15 protein-coding genes are annotated in these 15116 nt (G+C 49.9%); 6 read left to right on the top strand and 9 right to left on the bottom strand.

The window, feature by feature from the left end:
* The first annotated feature begins 49 nt into the window (after window positions 1–49).
* The 4 genes from M1Q06_RS05595 to M1Q06_RS05580 all read left to right on the top strand — a co-directional run bounded on the left by M1Q06_RS05595 (window position 50) and on the right by M1Q06_RS05580 (window position 2683).
* Window positions 50–610: an HTH-type transcriptional regulator Hpr gene (locus tag M1Q06_RS05595; protein WP_083509225.1), complete on the top strand. Its 561-nt coding sequence runs from the start codon at window positions 50–52 to the stop codon at window positions 608–610.
* Window positions 611–714: 104 nt separating this feature from the next.
* Window positions 715–1260 carry a DUF3267 domain-containing protein gene (locus tag M1Q06_RS05590; RefSeq protein ID WP_121301016.1) on the top strand — a complete coding sequence of 182 codons (546 nt, stop codon included), beginning with the start codon at window positions 715–717 and terminating at the stop codon, window positions 1258–1260.
* A 59-nt stretch (window positions 1261–1319) separates the two neighbouring features.
* Window positions 1320–1505 carry a hypothetical protein gene (locus M1Q06_RS05585; protein ID WP_068868672.1) on the top strand — a complete coding sequence of 62 codons (186 nt, stop codon included), beginning with the start codon at window positions 1320–1322 and terminating at the stop codon, window positions 1503–1505.
* A 248-nt stretch (window positions 1506–1753) separates the two neighbouring features.
* Window positions 1754–2683: a peptidylprolyl isomerase gene (locus M1Q06_RS05580; protein ID WP_434402155.1), complete on the top strand. Its 930-nt coding sequence runs from the start codon at window positions 1754–1756 to the stop codon at window positions 2681–2683.
* 284 nt (window positions 2684–2967) lie between these two features.
* Here the strand turns inward: M1Q06_RS05580 and yhaM are convergent, their stop codons facing one another.
* The 5 genes from yhaM to M1Q06_RS05555 all read right to left on the bottom strand — a co-directional run bounded on the left by yhaM (window position 2968) and on the right by M1Q06_RS05555 (window position 10193).
* Window positions 2968–3906 (bottom strand): 3'-5' exoribonuclease YhaM, encoded by a 939-nt coding sequence (gene yhaM, locus M1Q06_RS05575; RefSeq protein ID WP_112233607.1) that lies wholly within the window; start codon window positions 3904–3906, stop codon window positions 2968–2970.
* Window positions 3903–6740 carry an AAA family ATPase gene (locus M1Q06_RS05570; RefSeq protein WP_434402153.1) on the bottom strand — a complete coding sequence of 946 codons (2838 nt, stop codon included), beginning with the start codon at window positions 6738–6740 and terminating at the stop codon, window positions 3903–3905. Before M1Q06_RS05570 ends, yhaM begins: the two co-directional genes overlap by 4 nt.
* Window positions 6737–7951, bottom strand: a complete 1215-nt coding sequence (locus M1Q06_RS05565; protein WP_434402151.1) for a metallophosphoesterase family protein — start codon at window positions 7949–7951, stop codon at window positions 6737–6739. The genes M1Q06_RS05570 and M1Q06_RS05565 overlap by 4 nt, the downstream gene beginning before the upstream one ends.
* Window positions 7952–8050: 99 nt before the next feature.
* Window positions 8051–9301: an ABC transporter permease gene (locus M1Q06_RS05560; RefSeq protein WP_434402149.1), complete on the bottom strand. Its 1251-nt coding sequence runs from the start codon at window positions 9299–9301 to the stop codon at window positions 8051–8053.
* Window positions 9294–10193, bottom strand: a complete 900-nt coding sequence (locus M1Q06_RS05555; RefSeq protein WP_434402832.1) for an ABC transporter ATP-binding protein — start codon at window positions 10191–10193, stop codon at window positions 9294–9296. The genes M1Q06_RS05560 and M1Q06_RS05555 overlap by 8 nt, the downstream gene beginning before the upstream one ends.
* A 124-nt stretch (window positions 10194–10317) precedes the next feature.
* Here M1Q06_RS05555 and M1Q06_RS05550 point away from each other — a divergent pair, with 124 nt between their 5' ends.
* Window positions 10318–10503, top strand: coding sequence for a YhzD family protein (locus tag M1Q06_RS05550; RefSeq protein WP_121301010.1), 186 nt, complete (start codon window positions 10318–10320; stop codon window positions 10501–10503).
* An 80-nt stretch (window positions 10504–10583) separates the two neighbouring features.
* On the opposite strand, the gene M1Q06_RS05545 is transcribed toward M1Q06_RS05550, so the two are convergent.
* The 3 genes from M1Q06_RS05545 to M1Q06_RS05535 form a co-directional block, all read right to left on the bottom strand.
* Entirely contained in the window at window positions 10584–11363 is a 780-nt protein-coding gene (locus M1Q06_RS05545) for an enoyl-CoA hydratase (RefSeq protein ID WP_434402146.1), read from the bottom strand.
* 87 nt (window positions 11364–11450) lie between these two features.
* Window positions 11451–11798: a YlbF family regulator gene (locus M1Q06_RS05540; RefSeq protein WP_121301008.1), complete on the bottom strand. Its 348-nt coding sequence runs from the start codon at window positions 11796–11798 to the stop codon at window positions 11451–11453.
* Window positions 11799–11811: 13 nt separating this feature from the next.
* Window positions 11812–12960 (bottom strand): DUF445 domain-containing protein, encoded by a 1149-nt coding sequence (locus tag M1Q06_RS05535; protein WP_434402144.1) that lies wholly within the window; start codon window positions 12958–12960, stop codon window positions 11812–11814.
* A gap of 77 nt (window positions 12961–13037) precedes the next feature.
* Here M1Q06_RS05535 and M1Q06_RS05530 point away from each other — a divergent pair, with 77 nt between their 5' ends.
* Window positions 13038–13241 carry a YheE family protein gene (locus M1Q06_RS05530; protein WP_434402142.1) on the top strand — a complete coding sequence of 68 codons (204 nt, stop codon included), beginning with the start codon at window positions 13038–13040 and terminating at the stop codon, window positions 13239–13241.
* Window positions 13242–13364: 123 nt separating this feature from the next.
* Here M1Q06_RS05530 and M1Q06_RS05525 read toward each other — a convergent pair whose 3' ends face one another.
* Complete coding sequence (locus M1Q06_RS05525) at window positions 13365–15116, bottom strand: ABC transporter ATP-binding protein (protein ID WP_434402140.1); 1752 nt, start codon at window positions 15114–15116, stop codon at window positions 13365–13367.

Genomic DNA, 15116 nt, shown 5'->3' with positions numbered 1-15116 from the left:
CTTTATTGCTATAATAAAGAAAATATTTCCGGTGAAAGTTGGTGCTCGCGTGAATGATAAAGAATACACAATGAAAGAAGCTATGCTGTACAGCCAAAGAATTGGGCAATTATCGAAAGCATTATGGAAAGCAGTCGAGAAAGATTGGCAGATGTGGATAAAACCTTATGACCTGAATATTAATGAACATCACATTTTATGGATTTCCTACCATTTGAAAGGAGCGTCCATTTCCGATGTGGCGAAATTCGGGGTCATGCATGTCTCCACAGCATTCAATTTTTCAAAAAAACTTGAAGAACGTGAATTGCTGTCCTTCTCGAAACGCGATACCGATAAACGCAATACATATGTAGAACTGACACAAAAAGGTGAAGAGTTGATGCAGGAGATGATCGAACGTTATCACGATACGCCCCATTCGGTCGTCGACGGCTCGCTCCCACTGCGCAATCTATACGGGAAATTCCCCGAATTCATGGATGTCATGGCCATCATCCGCAATATTTACGGCGATGATTTCATGGAGATTTTCGAGGCTTCATTCAAAAACATCGAGAACCGTTTCAATGAGGAAAACCACGTGTTAACCGAGAATAAAAACGGCTGAAAAACACGGTGAAAAATTTCGCCGAAGAAGCTTGCATTCCCCCAGGAAACGTTGTATTGTATGTATCGGCTCAACAACACTATACATCAATGGGAGATACGCATATGCATTGCTGGAAAACAATCAACGTCAAAAAACAATACGGTTCTGACCGCCTGTTCTTCATTTCCGCGCTGATCGGCGCCGGGGTGTTCACCAGCTATTACATGCTGCTGGCCATCATGTATGCCGACCCGTTATCCGACCAGAACTTTTTGCTGTTCATGATCGGAATGCTGGCCATCTACCCTATCCATAAACTTTTGCACCTTCTGCCTTTACTCGGAAGCCGCAAATGCCTGAAAATCAGCATGCGCAAACAATTGAAAATGTGCCCGACCATTTCTTTGTATATCAAAGAACCGGTGCGGAAATCACGTTTCCTGCTAGCGCTTGTTACACCGTTTGCGGTCATCAATACAGCCATTATCGCGCTGAGCATCATTTGGCCGGCTTACAGCCACTATTTCGCCATTTTGCTTGCGTACCATAGCGCTTTGTCCGTTACGGATTTGATCTATATCCGCAACTTGGCACGCTCGCCGCGGCACGCACTTATCGAAGAGACGGACACTGGATTCGAGATCCTGGTGCCGCAGCCAATTGCCTGACCTGCTTTTTTCTTTCCATTTTGCTATAATGGAAGTTAAGGTCAGAGGGGAGGAAACTCATGATAGTCGCATTCGTTGTAATGTTTTCCGTATTTTATCTATTCCAGATCAATCGGATGACATTAGCACTTGTTACATCCCGGGAAATTCCCGAGGAAAACCATGAAAAGATTTTTCGTACCATTAACATATTGATTCTAATCCTGCTTGTTTCATTATATGTCGGGGTCGAATTCACCCCGTAAGCACTTGCCAGAGCAAGTGCTTTTTTCATGGCATTCACTCCAATATCCCCCACTCTTTAACGGATTCGCAATTTTTTGGAACTTTTTATTTTTTCATTCGTTTATGATATAGTAACTACGGAATCACTTAAAACAAACACAAAAAACATCCGGCTGTCCATCATGCAGCAGCGGCTATCCTTTTGTGTAAAATCATCCCCCCTATAAATTCAACTTAGATTGAAAGAAAGTTAGGAGCGAATATTTTTATGAAGAAATCAGCCTTTACCCTTTCCATCGCAGCGGCGGTTCTTGCCCTTTCTGCGTGCAGCGATAACGGTTCCGATAGTGAAGTGCTCGTCACTTCCGAAGCGGGAGACGTGACCAAAGAAGAACTTTACGAGGAAATGAAAACCTCTGTCGGGGACCAAGCCATCCAAATCCTGATGATTGAGAAAGTGTTAGGCGCGAATTACGAAGTGACTGACGAAGAAGTAGAAGCGGAGCTCGAAAGTAACAAAGAAGAAATGGGCGAGAACTTTGAACAGTTTCTAGCGCAAAACAACCACACGGAAGAAAGCTACAAAAAAGTCATTCGCCTGAACTTGCTTCAGGAAAAAGCATTGACGGAAGACATCGAAGTGACGGATGAAGAAATCGAGCAGCGGTACGAACGCCAAGGAACTGAATTGAATGCGCGTCATATTTTAGTTGCGGATGAAGAAACAGCCAATGAAGTGAAAACGAAACTTGACGATGGCGGTGATTTCGCTGAACTGGCGGAAGAATACTCCACTGATCCAGGATCTGCCGCTAATGGCGGTTCACTTGACTGGTTCGGCACTGGCGCCATGGTCCCTGAATTCGAAGATGCGGCTTATTCACTTGAAGTCGATGAAATCAGCGAACCGGTCCAATCCCAGCACGGTTTCCATATTATCCAAGTGACTGAAAAGCGTGAAGTCGAAGGCCAAGAGCCGCTTGAAGACCAACGCGAAGCTTTGCGTTCTGAAATCGCCATGTCCAAAGCGGATCAATCCACACTACTCCCGAAAGTCGCAGCTTTGATGGAAGAAGCCAACATCGAAATCAAAGATGAAGAACTTGAAGGCGCGCTTGATGAAATCCTTAACACAGAACCAGCTCCTGAAGAAGGAGCCCCAACTGAGGAAGAAACGGAAGAAACTCCGGCTGAATAAGCAAAGCAAACCCCCGACATCTTTGTCGGGGGTTTTTATATATTGAAGAGGTTCGTGATGGAAATGGAGACGGCGACTCCTGCGGGAGCAGTGACGGAGCAAAGCGACGGAGCGACATGAGCTGAAGACCCTGCAGGAGCGCCAGCGACGAAGCGGCTGAGGCCATGCCCGCGGAAAGCGTCCGTCGTAATGGACATCAGTAATATACTAAGTATAAAAAGAGGGGCGTTTCCGAAAGCCCTGTCATCAGATTTTCGAATAGCTCCCCCTCCTGTATTTCTGTATTATAGTTTCGGCTTGTAGAATGAGCGGTTGTCGAGTGCGAAGACACGTTCCGAGAACTCGCCTTCTTTCGTTTTGCCGAGCACGCGGTCGAGCATCATCATTTTCGCATCGATATTGTCGATGTAATGGAGGATTTCAGCCTCTTTTATCATTGGCTTTTTCGGGCTGCCCCATTCTTCTTTTCCGTGATGCGACAACACGATATGCTGGAGGACCATGACTTCCTCCCCTTCGATGCCGAGCTCTTCTGCTGCTTTTGCGATTTCGGTTACCATGATCGAGATATGGCCGAGCAAATTGCCTTCTACGGTATAAGTCGTCGCAACCGGCCCTGAAAGTTCAAAAACTTTGCCGATATCGTGGAGGATGATCCCCGAATACAATAAATCCTTATCCAGGCTCGGATACACTTCGCAAATCGCTTTCCCGAGCTTGAGCATCGACACGACATGATCCGCAAGGCCAGATACGTAATCGTGATGATTGCGCGTCGCGGCCGGGAAAGTCAGGAATTGCTGCTGGTATTTCTTCAGGATATGGCGCGTGATGCGCTGGATTTGCGGGTTTTCCATCTCGAACAGGAACTTCGTCACTTCTTCGTGCAATTCATCTGTACTTTGCGCCGCTGAAGGCAAAAACTCGGCGATCGTCAAGTTCTCCTCCGGTTTTGCCGGACGGATGCTTTTGATGCGCAGCTGGTTTTTACCGCGGTAATTATGGATTTCCCCGCCGACTCTGACAATCGTTTCTGCCGCATACATCCGTTCATGTTCGTCTTTCGTGTCCCATAGCTTTGCCTCAATGTCTCCGCTCTTGTCCTGCAGAACGAGTGACATGAATGGGTTGCCGGTCGTCGTGACGCCTTTGACCGATTGTTTGATCAGAAGAAAATCATCGACTGTCTCCCCGACAGCGCGGGTAGTTATTCCTTTTGTCATGCTTGGATGCTCCTTTCAGGATTCGCCACGTCGATTTGCTGGGCACTTGGCCAAGCTTGCCGCATCGCTTCGTGGCATGTGAAATAAATGAACTGATGGTCTGCCTGCAGCTCTTCCACTAATTTTATCACTTGCTGGCTTCTTCGGCGATCAAAATGGACGAACGGGTCATCCATGATGATCGGGAACGGGTGAGATTCCTTCAAAGAAGATGCCAGCGCAAAGCGCAGTGCCAAATATGCCTGCTCTTTCGTTGCTTGGCTGAGCTCGATGACGCGAAAGCGTAAGCCGTCTTTCCGCAGCGCTTCAAAGTTTCCTTCCTGGCTGAGCAGCAAGCGCACATACTCGCCGGCGGTCAATTGGGTGAAGTACGATTCCGCAAGCGACAGCACTGCTGGCAGCTTTGTCTCTTTCAATTCGTCCATCGTCTGCTTGAATACTTCAACGATTGCGCGGTTGACAGCCCATTCTTTGGCTGCATCCTGGAACTCTGCTTTTTTCGCTTCCAGTTCCTGAAGTTTCATCGAATGCCCTTCATCCGACAGTAAATGCCTCGTCAATTGAAGTTTTTCTGCTTGTTCTTCCCATAATGACTGGCGTTCATTCTGCATTTCATCCAGTTGTTGCTGCGAACGCTCAAGAAATTGTTCTGCACTCTCTTCTTCGTCACCAAGTGCAGCGGGCTTTTCCACTTTCCCGATGGTCGAAAGCTGCGACTGAACCATCTGCAATTGTTCCTGTGCGGACTTTGCTTGTTCCGATAGTTTGGCAGCGCGGTAAAACGAATCTTCATCTGCCACTGCAGCCCTTTTGAACAGCTCATCCATCGCTTCGGAAAGCGTGGCCAATCGCTCAGCGCATTTCCGGGCCTGTTCCGCCAGCTGCTGGTTTTTCTCACGGATTTTTTCGGCATGCTGAAGTTTCTGCTGGCGTGCTTCCGATTCCGCACGAAGCACGCTGATAACATTGCTTGCACTTACGGGTTTGCCGCATGCACGCTGCGCCTGCTCTAGCCATCCTTCTCGCTGGCCTTCCAAATTCTTTATTTCTTCTGTGACGCGCTCCAGCCGGCTAGCGGCTGCATGCACGTCACGCAATTTATCGAATAAAGTGAGGACGGTAGCGCGTGAAGTATCTTCCGGAAAGCCGAGTGATTTCAGCAATCGCCGGTATTCCTGCAATTCCTCGCTACTGTCTGTCTGCGGCAGCGCAGCGATTTTCTGCTTGCTTGCCTCGATTGCATCAAATCGTTCATCAAGGCCTCTATCATATTCCGCTAGCTTCATGAGCAAAGCTTCGTATTCCGCTTCCTGCCCGCCGTAGCGTTCCACTAATTCATCCTTCGCCGTACCAGATGGTGATTTGCTATCGCGCAGCCAGAGCCACACTGCTGCACCGAGTGCCATCGCCGCAAGCAAGCCTGTCAAAGCGTCTGCGGAAAATGCAGCGATGATCAAGCCGACAATCCCGATGGCCCCCAGCAGAAATTGGGCTAGGCGATTATTGGCAGCCGTTCCCGTTTGCCGTTTTTGCTGCGCTTTGGCCAATGCCAACTGCGGCTCGATGTCGGCCCATTGTTCTGCGCGCTGCCGCTGTTCTGCGGGCGGCTCTGCTTCAAGGTATTGTTTTAACGCGCGTTCAGCTTCTGACAGCCGTTGCCGCTCTTCTGCCAATCGCCGCTGCCCGAAAGCTTGTTCTTGTTCTGCGCTTTGGAGCGCCTCCAATACGGTCTTCAAGCGGTCTTCCTGTTCGAGCGAGGCATCCGAGAGCAGTGCCTGCTCTTTGTTCATTCCGCATAATTTCAGTAACCGGTCGAGCTCATCCTGCAATCGGCTGCGCTCTTCTTGTTTCACTTTCAATGAAGAATTTATCTGGTGCCATTCGGCTTCGCGTCCGAGCAGGTCTGTTAGTGAATCTGTTTCAGGCAGCTCGCGGACCGGCTCTAATCGACCTGTTTCATTTTCAAGAAAAGCTGATTCGGCCTGTAATTCGTTTTTCTGGTCGAGCAGGCGTTCATACTGGCGGATGCCCGATTCCGGAAAATTCATCGGGCCGCTTTCCGCCACGCGCTCAAGTTGTTGCTTCCGTGCCAATAGCGGCGCCGTTTGATGCCATTTCTCCGCTTCTTTGATCTCTTGAACTAGCACGCTTTCAGTTTGGCCCAGCTCAGCCAATCGCTGTTTGATGTGCTCCAGCCGCTCGGTTGCCGGACGGAAGCTGTCGGCGCGCTGTTTGTATTCGCGCAACTCCGTTTCAAGTTCCCGTAACTCTTCGGTCAAACGGTTGATTAGCGGTAATTTCCCCGCTTTCTTGAACAGCTCGCCCATTTCGCGTTCGAGCTGGCTTTCCATTTTCCCGGCATGGTCGACACCGGCAGTGCCGGAAGATAACAGCGTGCGCGTCAGCTCCTGTTCCGTCATTTGGTCGAGATCCTGGAGTTCGTGGACCGAAAAAGAATAAATTGCTTCATAGGATGCCCTGTCATAGCCTCTTAATAACTCCGCCAGTTCTGCCTCGCCCCCGCGGCGCCCGTCTTCAAACCAGAGCGTCACATCCCCTGCCGATTTGCCGGCGATCCGCTCGATCACGACACGGCCATAAACGGGATCGCTCAGCTGTAGCTGGCCGCCGTATTTGCCGCCCGCTTTCGGTTCGTAGCGTTTATGCGCTTGGCTGCGTGCTGAAAAGCCGAATAGCATCTGCAAGATAAACTGTTGGATGGTCGTTTTGCCCGCTTCGTTCATTCCGTAAAATACGGTTATCGGTTTGTTCAGCACGATGGTCCTGTTTTCGTGGCGGCCAAAACCATAAATGATCAGTTTTTCAAGTTTCATTGCTGGTCCTCCAATGCCATCATCTTGCGGATTTTCGCTACCGCTTCGGCCTGCAATTCGCTCTGCAGCTCCTCGTTCAACTGCGGCAGGAAACGCCCGCTTTTCGGATGGTTGTAAAGCTCTTTCAACGCCTGTTTCCAGTCATTCGACTGCCAGTTTCCCAGGCGGCTGGCAAGCTGTTTGCCGAACGGCGATAATTCCGAAGAGAGGCCGTTTCTGTCAAGCTGAACCGTTGAAATATGGACAAAGCGCTGTGGCTCGCTGAGCGCTTCGCGTAAAGCATATACAAGCTCTCCATTCGGGATATCTTCAAGCATATGGATCGTTGCTTCGTCCAGATTTTGGAGTTCCAGTTCTGCCACGAGCGCTTCAGCGTCATGCGCTTCAAGCTGTTCTTTGGCAATGCTGAATAATTCATTCATGTGCTGGACGCTGCTGCAATCGATTTCGATCCGCTCAAAGCGCACCGCTTCTGCTCCAATGAATTCTAATTCGGCATGGCCATCCGTCAGTACGACCTCGTAAAAGCCTTTAGGGCCGGACTCTTTCCTGTGGCGCCCTTGCAGGTTCCCGGGATAGACGATCGGTGGATCCAGCGACAATTGCTGCCGCTTATGGATATGGCCGAGCGCCCAATAATCGTAGTTTTTGGCCAGCAATTGCTCTTTGCGAAACGGTGCGTATACAGCGTGCTCTGTGTCGCTTTCCTCAGAACCGTGGAGCATGCCGATCTGGATGACGCCGTTTTCTTTACTTGGATAATGTTCGATCATCGATTCGGTGATATGGCGGCGGCCATAGCTGAATCCGGCAATTTTGACTGTTGCGCCTCTCACCGGCAGCATCATATTCTCTACGCTGTCCTGGAACACATGGACATTTGACGGCAAGTCAAAACTCGCGCCGCCCCCGCTTAAATGATCGTGGTTGCCGTGGCTCAAAAAAACCGGGATGCCCGCTTCATGTAATTGTTCCATGCCTTGCTGAAAACGATGCTGCGCACGCAAGTTGCGGTCTTCCGCATCGTAAATGTCCCCGACAATCAATAAGAAATCAGGCCGCGTTTCAAGCGTATAGGAAATCAACCGTTCAAAAGCGGCCAATGTGCTGTTCTGCAATGTTTTCCATTGCTCGGCACCAAGCCCTTTCATACCGCTGAACGGGCTGCCGAGATGCAGGTCGGCGCTGTGGATAAATCGAATGCTTGCCATCGTGATCCCCTTTTCAAAAGCGAATATTTGTTCTTATCTTACCATTTTCGCGTGCGAAAAAAAACTGCCTGCGGAAACTTCCCGCAAGCAGCATCTTCCTTATTTTTCGTTGCCCAGCTTGATCGCCCGGCGGATATCTTTCAGTGATTGCGATGAGCCGTACATCAAGACGCCGCCGCGATAAACCCGGGCGCCGAACCAGCCAAGTAAGCCGATCGTCAATAGCATGATTGCAATTGACAACAGCGGCTCCCATAACGGGATATCGAGCAGGCCGACACGCAGGAACATGACGAGCGGCGCGAAAAACGGGATATAGGAAGCGACTGTTACATAACCCGCTTCCGGCATGGAAATGCCCGAGAACGCGATGAATGACGCAATGATGATCAAAATCATCATCGGCAGCATCAATTGCTGAACATCCTCTGTCCGGCTGACGAGCGAGCCGAGCAATGCCGCAAGCACAGCATAGAGGAAATAGCCCAGCAAAAAGAACAGGATGGCATAAAAGAAGGTGCTAAACTTCACTTCGGAAAAGCCCATGACGCTAAATACGCCTTCGGTCAGGTCCGACCCTGAACTTTGGATCGCCAAATATCCGGCAAGCGCGAAAATCATCATCTGCAAAATGCCGAGCAAGCCGATGCCCGCAATTTTCGCAAACATATGCTTGACTGGTGAGACGCTGGAAATCAAGATTTCCATGACGCGCGAGGATTTTTCGTTCGCCACTTCCATGGCGATCATATTTGGATAGTAAATGACCGCGATATAGATAACCATAATCAAAATATAGACAAGGCCGCGCGCTTGGCTTAACTCTTCCTGTGATTTGGAAGATTCGGCAAGCGCTTCACGTTCCATTTCAACTGGCGCAAACAATTGGGCAAGCTCCGTAGCTTCGAGCTCCAGCTGCTCGGCGACCCTCGCTGTCTGGAGGCTCTGAAGCGCGTTTTCCAATTCTGCGGCTTGAGCCGATTCAGTGGCGGACTCCGCTATGTAACGGGCAGTGATCTCATCATCGCCTTCGATAACAAGAAAAGCGTCCATTTCACCTGCTTCCACATCCGCCCTCAATTGTTCTTCAGAAAGCGCGCTCGCTTCTAGTTGAATGGCACTGTCTTGTTGGTCGAGCTGGGTTTGCAAAGCTTCCGTATACTGCCCTGTCCCGTCCACCACTTGAATCGTTTGCTGCGAATTGTCGTCTCCATCGAATGACTCGATGATCGACGGCAAATTGGCCAGCAGGAAAAATGAAGCGACAACGACCAGCGTGGTGATCATGAACGATTTCGTCATCGCTTTCGTTTTGAATGCCTGTTTGAAAATGATCCAGAAACTATACATGGGCACGCCCCACCTTTTCAATGAAAATCTCTTCGAGGCTAGGCTCTTCTAAAGCAAACTGGCGCACTGGGCCAAGCTCTAAGGCACGGGCGAGCAAGTTCTGGCCGACCGCTTCATCGGCAATACGGAACACGCCGCCACTGCGCTGAGCGGTAAATTTCTCGACGCCTGGCAATTCACTGAGCGCGGTGATGTCAGCGTCACTGTGGATGCGGACATTCTGTTTGCCAAACGCGCGCTTCACTTCCCGTATCGAGCCGTGTACGACGAGCTTCCCTTTGTCCAAGATGCTCATGTCGTCGCATAATTCTTCGACATGGTCCATGCGGTGGCTGGAGAACACAATGGTCGCCCCATGTCTTTGGAAATCGAGTATCGCTTTTTTCAGCATTTCCACATTGACGGGATCGAGCCCGGAAAACGGCTCGTCCAAAATCAATAGTTTTGGATTATGTAGGAGAGATGCGATCAACTGGATTTTCTGTTGATTGCCTTTCGATAATTCTTCCACTTTCTTATTGGCGTAATGAGGCACTTCAAAGCGCTCCAGCCATTCCTTTGCGCCTTGTTCCGCCTGTTTTTTATCCATGCGCCGGAGCCTGGCCAAGTAGACGAGCTGGTCCTGCACCTTCATCTTCGGATACAAGCCTCGCTCTTCCGGTAAATAACCGATGTCCGGGCTGTCTGCATAACTGATCCGGCGGCCCTGCCACAGCACCTCTCCTTGTGTCGGCGTAAGAAGCCCCAGCGCCATGCGGAAGGTCGTCGTCTTGCCTGCCCCGTTCGCGCCAAGAAAGCCGTGCATCTGCCCTTCGGCTACATCAAGGGAGATATCGTCTACAGCCGTAAAGTCGCCAAATTGTTTTGTTGCGTTTTTAATCGATAAAGTCATCATTCACGTCCCCTTTCCACCTTTATATACGGCAGTAAAGCCGAAATGTTTCAAATTTGCAGGACATTTCCTTATAAACCCTTTATACTTAAACTGAATAACCGTTCAGAAAGGGGTGCCGAATATGAGAACTTATAAACTGACTGCTTTCGAAAAAACCGGCGAATTGATTACAGAAGAAACTTTCACCGCGGAGACTGACGACGAGGCGAAAGAACAAGGGCTTGCGCTGCTCGAAGAAAAAGCGCTGACTGAAAAAACCCACCGGCTTGCATCTCCAGCCGGCAAACTCTTATTGTTCCATACTTAAAAAACACGGCAGTCGCCGTGTTTTTTCTTTTGATCTATTTTTGCTGCAAAAAAAAGCATGGCGGAAACCCGCCACTCTTTTCATTCTCCTTTAAAAGCAGGCTTGCGCTTTTCAACGAAGGCTTGTATGCCATCGAGATGGTCTGCTGTTTTGCGCATCGCCGATTGCCCCGCTGCTTCGCCTGCGAGCACTTCATCCAACTCGGCCAGCTTCATGCCGTGCAGGATTTCTTTAGATTTCAGCATCGCAGCAACCGGAGAGGCCAGCACTTCATGCGCGTATTTCTCCGCCTGTTCCAAGCCTCTGCCTTCCGCCGTCACTTCTTCGATCAAGCCTTTGGCGAGGGCATCATGCGCTTTCAGCACTTGGCCCACCCAAATCAATTGCTTCGCCCTTGGCACGCCGACACGCTCTTTCAGGAAGAAATGGCCGCCTCCGTCCGGGATGAGTCCAATGCCGATGAAATTCATCGCCAATTTGCTGCTTTCTTCCGCCACGACATGGTCGCAGGCAAGCGCCATGCTGAACCCAAGCCCTGCAGAAGCGCCATGCACAGCCGCAATCGTCACTTGCGGCAAGGTATAAAGCGCTTTTGCCAGGCGGCTAACGTCTCCCATCACCACATCGATATCCATCGGGTTGTCGGGATCGACCATTTCCTTAATATCGCCTCCAGCAGAAAACGCCCTTCCTGCCCCGTGAATAATCAGCGCATGAACCGACTGGTCATTTTTCAAGCTTTCAAAGCAATCCGCGAGCTCTCCCATCATTTTCGCGTTCATTGCATTCATTGAATCCGGACGGTTCAGCACCAAGTACGCCAAACGCCCATCTTTTTTCAGCATAATCGTTTGATACATAAGAAAAAGACACCCCTTCGTAAAAATGAATTAGCATTCATCTTTACGTATTCGGTGTCTTTTCCGTAAACCCTTTTTTTGCTGGAATTACATGCTTTCGTAAAGTTCTTGTACTGGCTTGATCAAAACACGATTTACTTCTTCGATCATTTGGCTAAGGGCCATTTCAGCTTCGAGCATAGACAAGATTTTCGGGTTTTCCTGAGCAGCTTGCGCTGTCGCTTGAGCACCCATCATTTCTTCTTCAGTGATCTCTTCGCCTTGCTGTTGTTTTTGCTGCAATGTAACTTGCAGGTCGCGGAATTTCTTGAACAATTCGTTCGCTTCGCTATCTGCCGTTACTTGTGCAACTGCTTCTTGAAGTTTTTGGAATTCCTCTGTTGAACGGAACGATGATTCCAATTTGTTGATGTCGTCATAAATGTTTACTGCCATGTAAATCTCTCCTCTACCCTAAATTCAGCACCGTGACGAGCAAACCCTGGAGTATGCCGATAAAGCCCCCCAGAAATGCGCCCAGTACCGTGATCATCTTGAACTCTCTCCGTGAAATCCCGAGCACCAATTCTTCCAATCGGCTGAGCGGCAGAGAATCGACTTGCTGTCTGACCATATTTTCCATGTCGATTTTCAATATGGTCTCTTCTAACTTCTGCTCTCCCATTTCAAACGCGAAGTCCGTGATGAGAGGCGTAATATTGACACTTGTCCATTCTAACCCCCGAGGCCATGTCTCTGCAAGTGATGCGTCTAGTCTTGCCGAAATGCGGGCCTGGTCGCGGACATACTGCTTGATGGCCGCAATCGCCGGCTCGGCGTCGAATTCCTTCAAGAGCTCATCCGCGTGCTTATCTTGCAGCTTTTCCCACTCACGAAACGCCAAAGTGCCGAGCAGTTCAAAGGTTTTCGGAGAATTAAGGAACTTGATGATTTCCGATTGGGTCTTATTCGTGATTGACTGGGAATCGCCGAACAAATTGTGGAGCACATTCCCGAAACGGCCACGCGATACTAGGAATTCGTCCAATAAACTTTTAACCGTCTGTCGCCCTGCAGGCGAAGCAAAATAGTCCGAGCCTCTGTCGATGGCGTATTTGACGCCGCCAAAAATCTTTTCCTCGATTCCCGGCTTCCAGGCATCCGGAAGCAATTCCCGAACGGTTTTTCCGGCGATGTAGTCATCTATGGCGTCCCGGTTGCGGTCAACCAACCCGTCGAGCTTCGCTTCAAGCTTTCGGTCCACACCTTTTTGATTGGCAAGGTCCAGCCATTCGTTGAACGTGCGGGGTGAAGAAAAAAGATGCAGATCCAACTGGCGATTCAGCCAGTTCTCTGTTTTCTTATGCATCGCTTCGTTGAAAAAGCGTTTTTTGAAGGTTTCCGGCGTCAGCAAATGTTCGACCACGGTACGGCCGAGCTGGCGCGACAATTCATCCCGTCGCTTCGGGATGAGCCCTGGCGTAAACGGCAGGCGGAACTTGCCGATGTATTTCGCTTCGTATGGCCAGAACAGCATCTTGATGGCCAAATGGTTGGTCATGCCGCCGATCAAGGCACCGATCAAGGCCATCAGCATTAATGTCAGTAGAATATTCAACTAAGGTCACTCATTTCTTCTTTGTCTATTGCGCCTCTTCCCCTATAATGGAAAGAGACGATCAAAGGGGGATTCCGATGCTGCAGCATTTTAAATTCAAGCCGATGTTCAAAGACAGCCGGCTGCCCGGCTGGAACATCTCATTCTTTTACCGCAATGAACGCATTCGCGGCGAGTATCATCCGGACGGGTCGATTGTTTGGCAATCTGCTCCGCCGCAGGATGAGGAAGCCATCAAGAAAATGGTCCATGAGCTGATGCTCTATCATGTATACGACTGAAGCGCCGGGAAAGTTCCGGCGCTTTTTCTATGGCTATGCCGTAGCTATATTATAAAGATAGAGCTGCCGGTTTCACAACAATAGCGAATTGCTTCCTCTTAAAAAGAAAAAAGGGGTGGCCCCTTACCCAACGTTCTGGGTAGAAGCCATCCCTGATTGAATGCGGTACATCTGTCGATAAATGCCATCGTGATCCATCAATTGATCGTGCGTGCCGGATTCAGCGATTTCGCCCCGGTCAAGCACCAAGATGCGGTCTGCATTCTTGATGGTCGACAAACGGTGGGCGATGATGAACGTCGTCCGGCCTTTCTTCAATACATCCATCGCATGCTGGATGATTTCCTCTGTTTCGGTGTCGATATTAGACGTTGCTTCATCCAGGATCAAAATCGCCGGATCGAATGCCAGCGCCCGGGCAAACGATACGAGTTGGCGCTGGCCGGAAGAAAGCGTGCTGCCTTTTTCCACAACCGGCTCATCGATGCCATTCGGCAAATGCTTCGTGACACGCTCGCCGCCGACAGCCGCAAGTGCCGCTTGCGCCTTTTCACGGCTGACGCGGTCGTCCCCAAGCGTGATATTGGATTCGATTGTTCCGGTGAACAAATACGGATCCTGCAGTACGATGCCCATATGTTCACGCACTGCCTGCCTTGGCAGATCATTGACATTGACGCCGTCGATTAAAATCTGCCCTTTTGTCGCATCGTAAAAGCGGAACAGCAAGTTCATAATCGAACTTTTCCCTGATCCCGTATGGCCGACAAGTGCAACAGTCTCCCCTTGTTTCGCTTCGAAAGACAAATCCTTAAGCACATATTCTTCATCTTTATACGCAAACCAGACACTTTCAAAGCTCACATTGCCTTGGTAGCGTTCGACCCGCTCATCGCTGACCGGTTCCCCGGGGCGGTCGAGCAAGCGGAACACGCGCTCAGCTGCCACGAGTGATTGTTCCAGACGGCTGAATTGGTTGACGATGCCGCTGATCGGGTTGAACAGGCGGATGATGTAATCGACAAATGCGTACAGCACGCCTACTGTGACGACCGTGTTACCGGTCATGGAAGCCCCGCCGAAGTACCAGATGAACAAAACGAAAATCATTGAGCGCAAGACGCCGACCATATTATGCGAGGCGGCGGCTTCTAGCACCAATAATTTCTGCTGGAATTTGAAGTGCTTTTGGTTGAGCTCTTCAAATTCACCTTTCATCTGCTTCTCGCGCCGGAACGCCTGTATGATGCTCATGCCTTGGATCGATTCGTTGATCATGGCATTCATCTCACTGACTTTTTCACGGACGATATGATTGAAGTTCGAAGCATATTTCCGGTAAATGAGCATCCATGCATACAAGAGCGGCACGAGCACGAAGGCTATCGCCGCCATGCGCCAATCCAGATAGAAAAGGGCCGCATATATCCCAGCCATATACATGAAGCTTGTCGCGAATTGCGCAAGCACTGTGACGAATAACTCACGGATCGCTTCGGTGTCATTGGTGATGCGCGCGACCACTTTCCCTGCCGGCAAATTATCGAAATAGCTAATCGGCAAGCGTTGGACATGTTCAAAGACATCGGTCCTCATTTTACGGATGACACGGTTCGCGCCTTTTTGCAGCAAAATATACTGCAAATAGCGGAACACTGCCGTGACGACAGATAAGCCGAAGAACAAGGCCAAAAGCTGTGCGATCGGGCCAAATTCGATTTCCCCGTCACCCGAGATATGTTCATCGATGATTTCCATGGCAATCATAGGCGCAGCCAAATCGGCAGCCACCGCCACCGCAAGAAACACCAAGCCCCAGATGATGACGCTCTTGAATTGCAATGCATAATTCGTTAATCGTTTTCCTGTTCCCAT

Origin of the sequence: Planococcus sp. 11815 (genome assembly GCF_051096385.1) — a bacterium.
GTDB classification, from domain to species: Bacteria; Bacillota; Bacilli; order Bacillales_A; family Planococcaceae; genus Planococcus; species Planococcus citreus.
The sequence above is the reverse complement of the archived record's forward strand: the minus strand, read 5'-3'. Positions and strand labels throughout refer to the sequence as shown.

Bases quoted from the DNA above. Each gene is read 5' to 3' on its own strand.
- M1Q06_RS05550 (WP_121301010.1), top strand. From the start codon at position 10,318: ATGAGAACTTATAAACTGACTGCTTTCGAAAAAACCGGCGAATTGATT.
- M1Q06_RS05540 (WP_121301008.1), bottom strand. From the start codon at position 11,798: ATGGCAGTAAACATTTATGACGACATCAACAAATTGGAATCATCGTTC.
- M1Q06_RS05590 (WP_121301016.1), top strand. From the start codon at position 715: ATGCATTGCTGGAAAACAATCAACGTCAAAAAACAATACGGTTCTGAC.
- yhaM (WP_112233607.1), bottom strand. From the start codon at position 3,906: ATGACAAAAGGAATAACTACCCGCGCTGTCGGGGAGACAGTCGATGAT.
- M1Q06_RS05570 (WP_434402153.1), bottom strand. From the start codon at position 6,740: ATGAAACTTGAAAAACTGATCATTTATGGTTTTGGCCGCCACGAAAAC.
- M1Q06_RS05560 (WP_434402149.1), bottom strand. From the start codon at position 9,301: ATGTATAGTTTCTGGATCATTTTCAAACAGGCATTCAAAACGAAAGCG.
- M1Q06_RS05580 (WP_434402155.1), top strand. From the start codon at position 1,754: ATGAAGAAATCAGCCTTTACCCTTTCCATCGCAGCGGCGGTTCTTGCC.
- M1Q06_RS05555 (WP_434402832.1), bottom strand. From the start codon at position 10,193: ATGACTTTATCGATTAAAAACGCAACAAAACAATTTGGCGACTTTACG.
- M1Q06_RS05530 (WP_434402142.1), top strand. From the start codon at position 13,038: ATGCTGCAGCATTTTAAATTCAAGCCGATGTTCAAAGACAGCCGGCTG.
- M1Q06_RS05525 (WP_434402140.1), bottom strand. From the start codon at position 15,116: ATGGGAACAGGAAAACGATTAACGAATTATGCATTGCAATTCAAGAGC.
- M1Q06_RS05565 (WP_434402151.1), bottom strand. From the start codon at position 7,951: ATGGCAAGCATTCGATTTATCCACAGCGCCGACCTGCATCTCGGCAGC.
- M1Q06_RS05585 (WP_068868672.1), top strand. From the start codon at position 1,320: ATGATAGTCGCATTCGTTGTAATGTTTTCCGTATTTTATCTATTCCAG.
- M1Q06_RS05545 (WP_434402146.1), bottom strand. From the start codon at position 11,363: ATGTATCAAACGATTATGCTGAAAAAAGATGGGCGTTTGGCGTACTTG.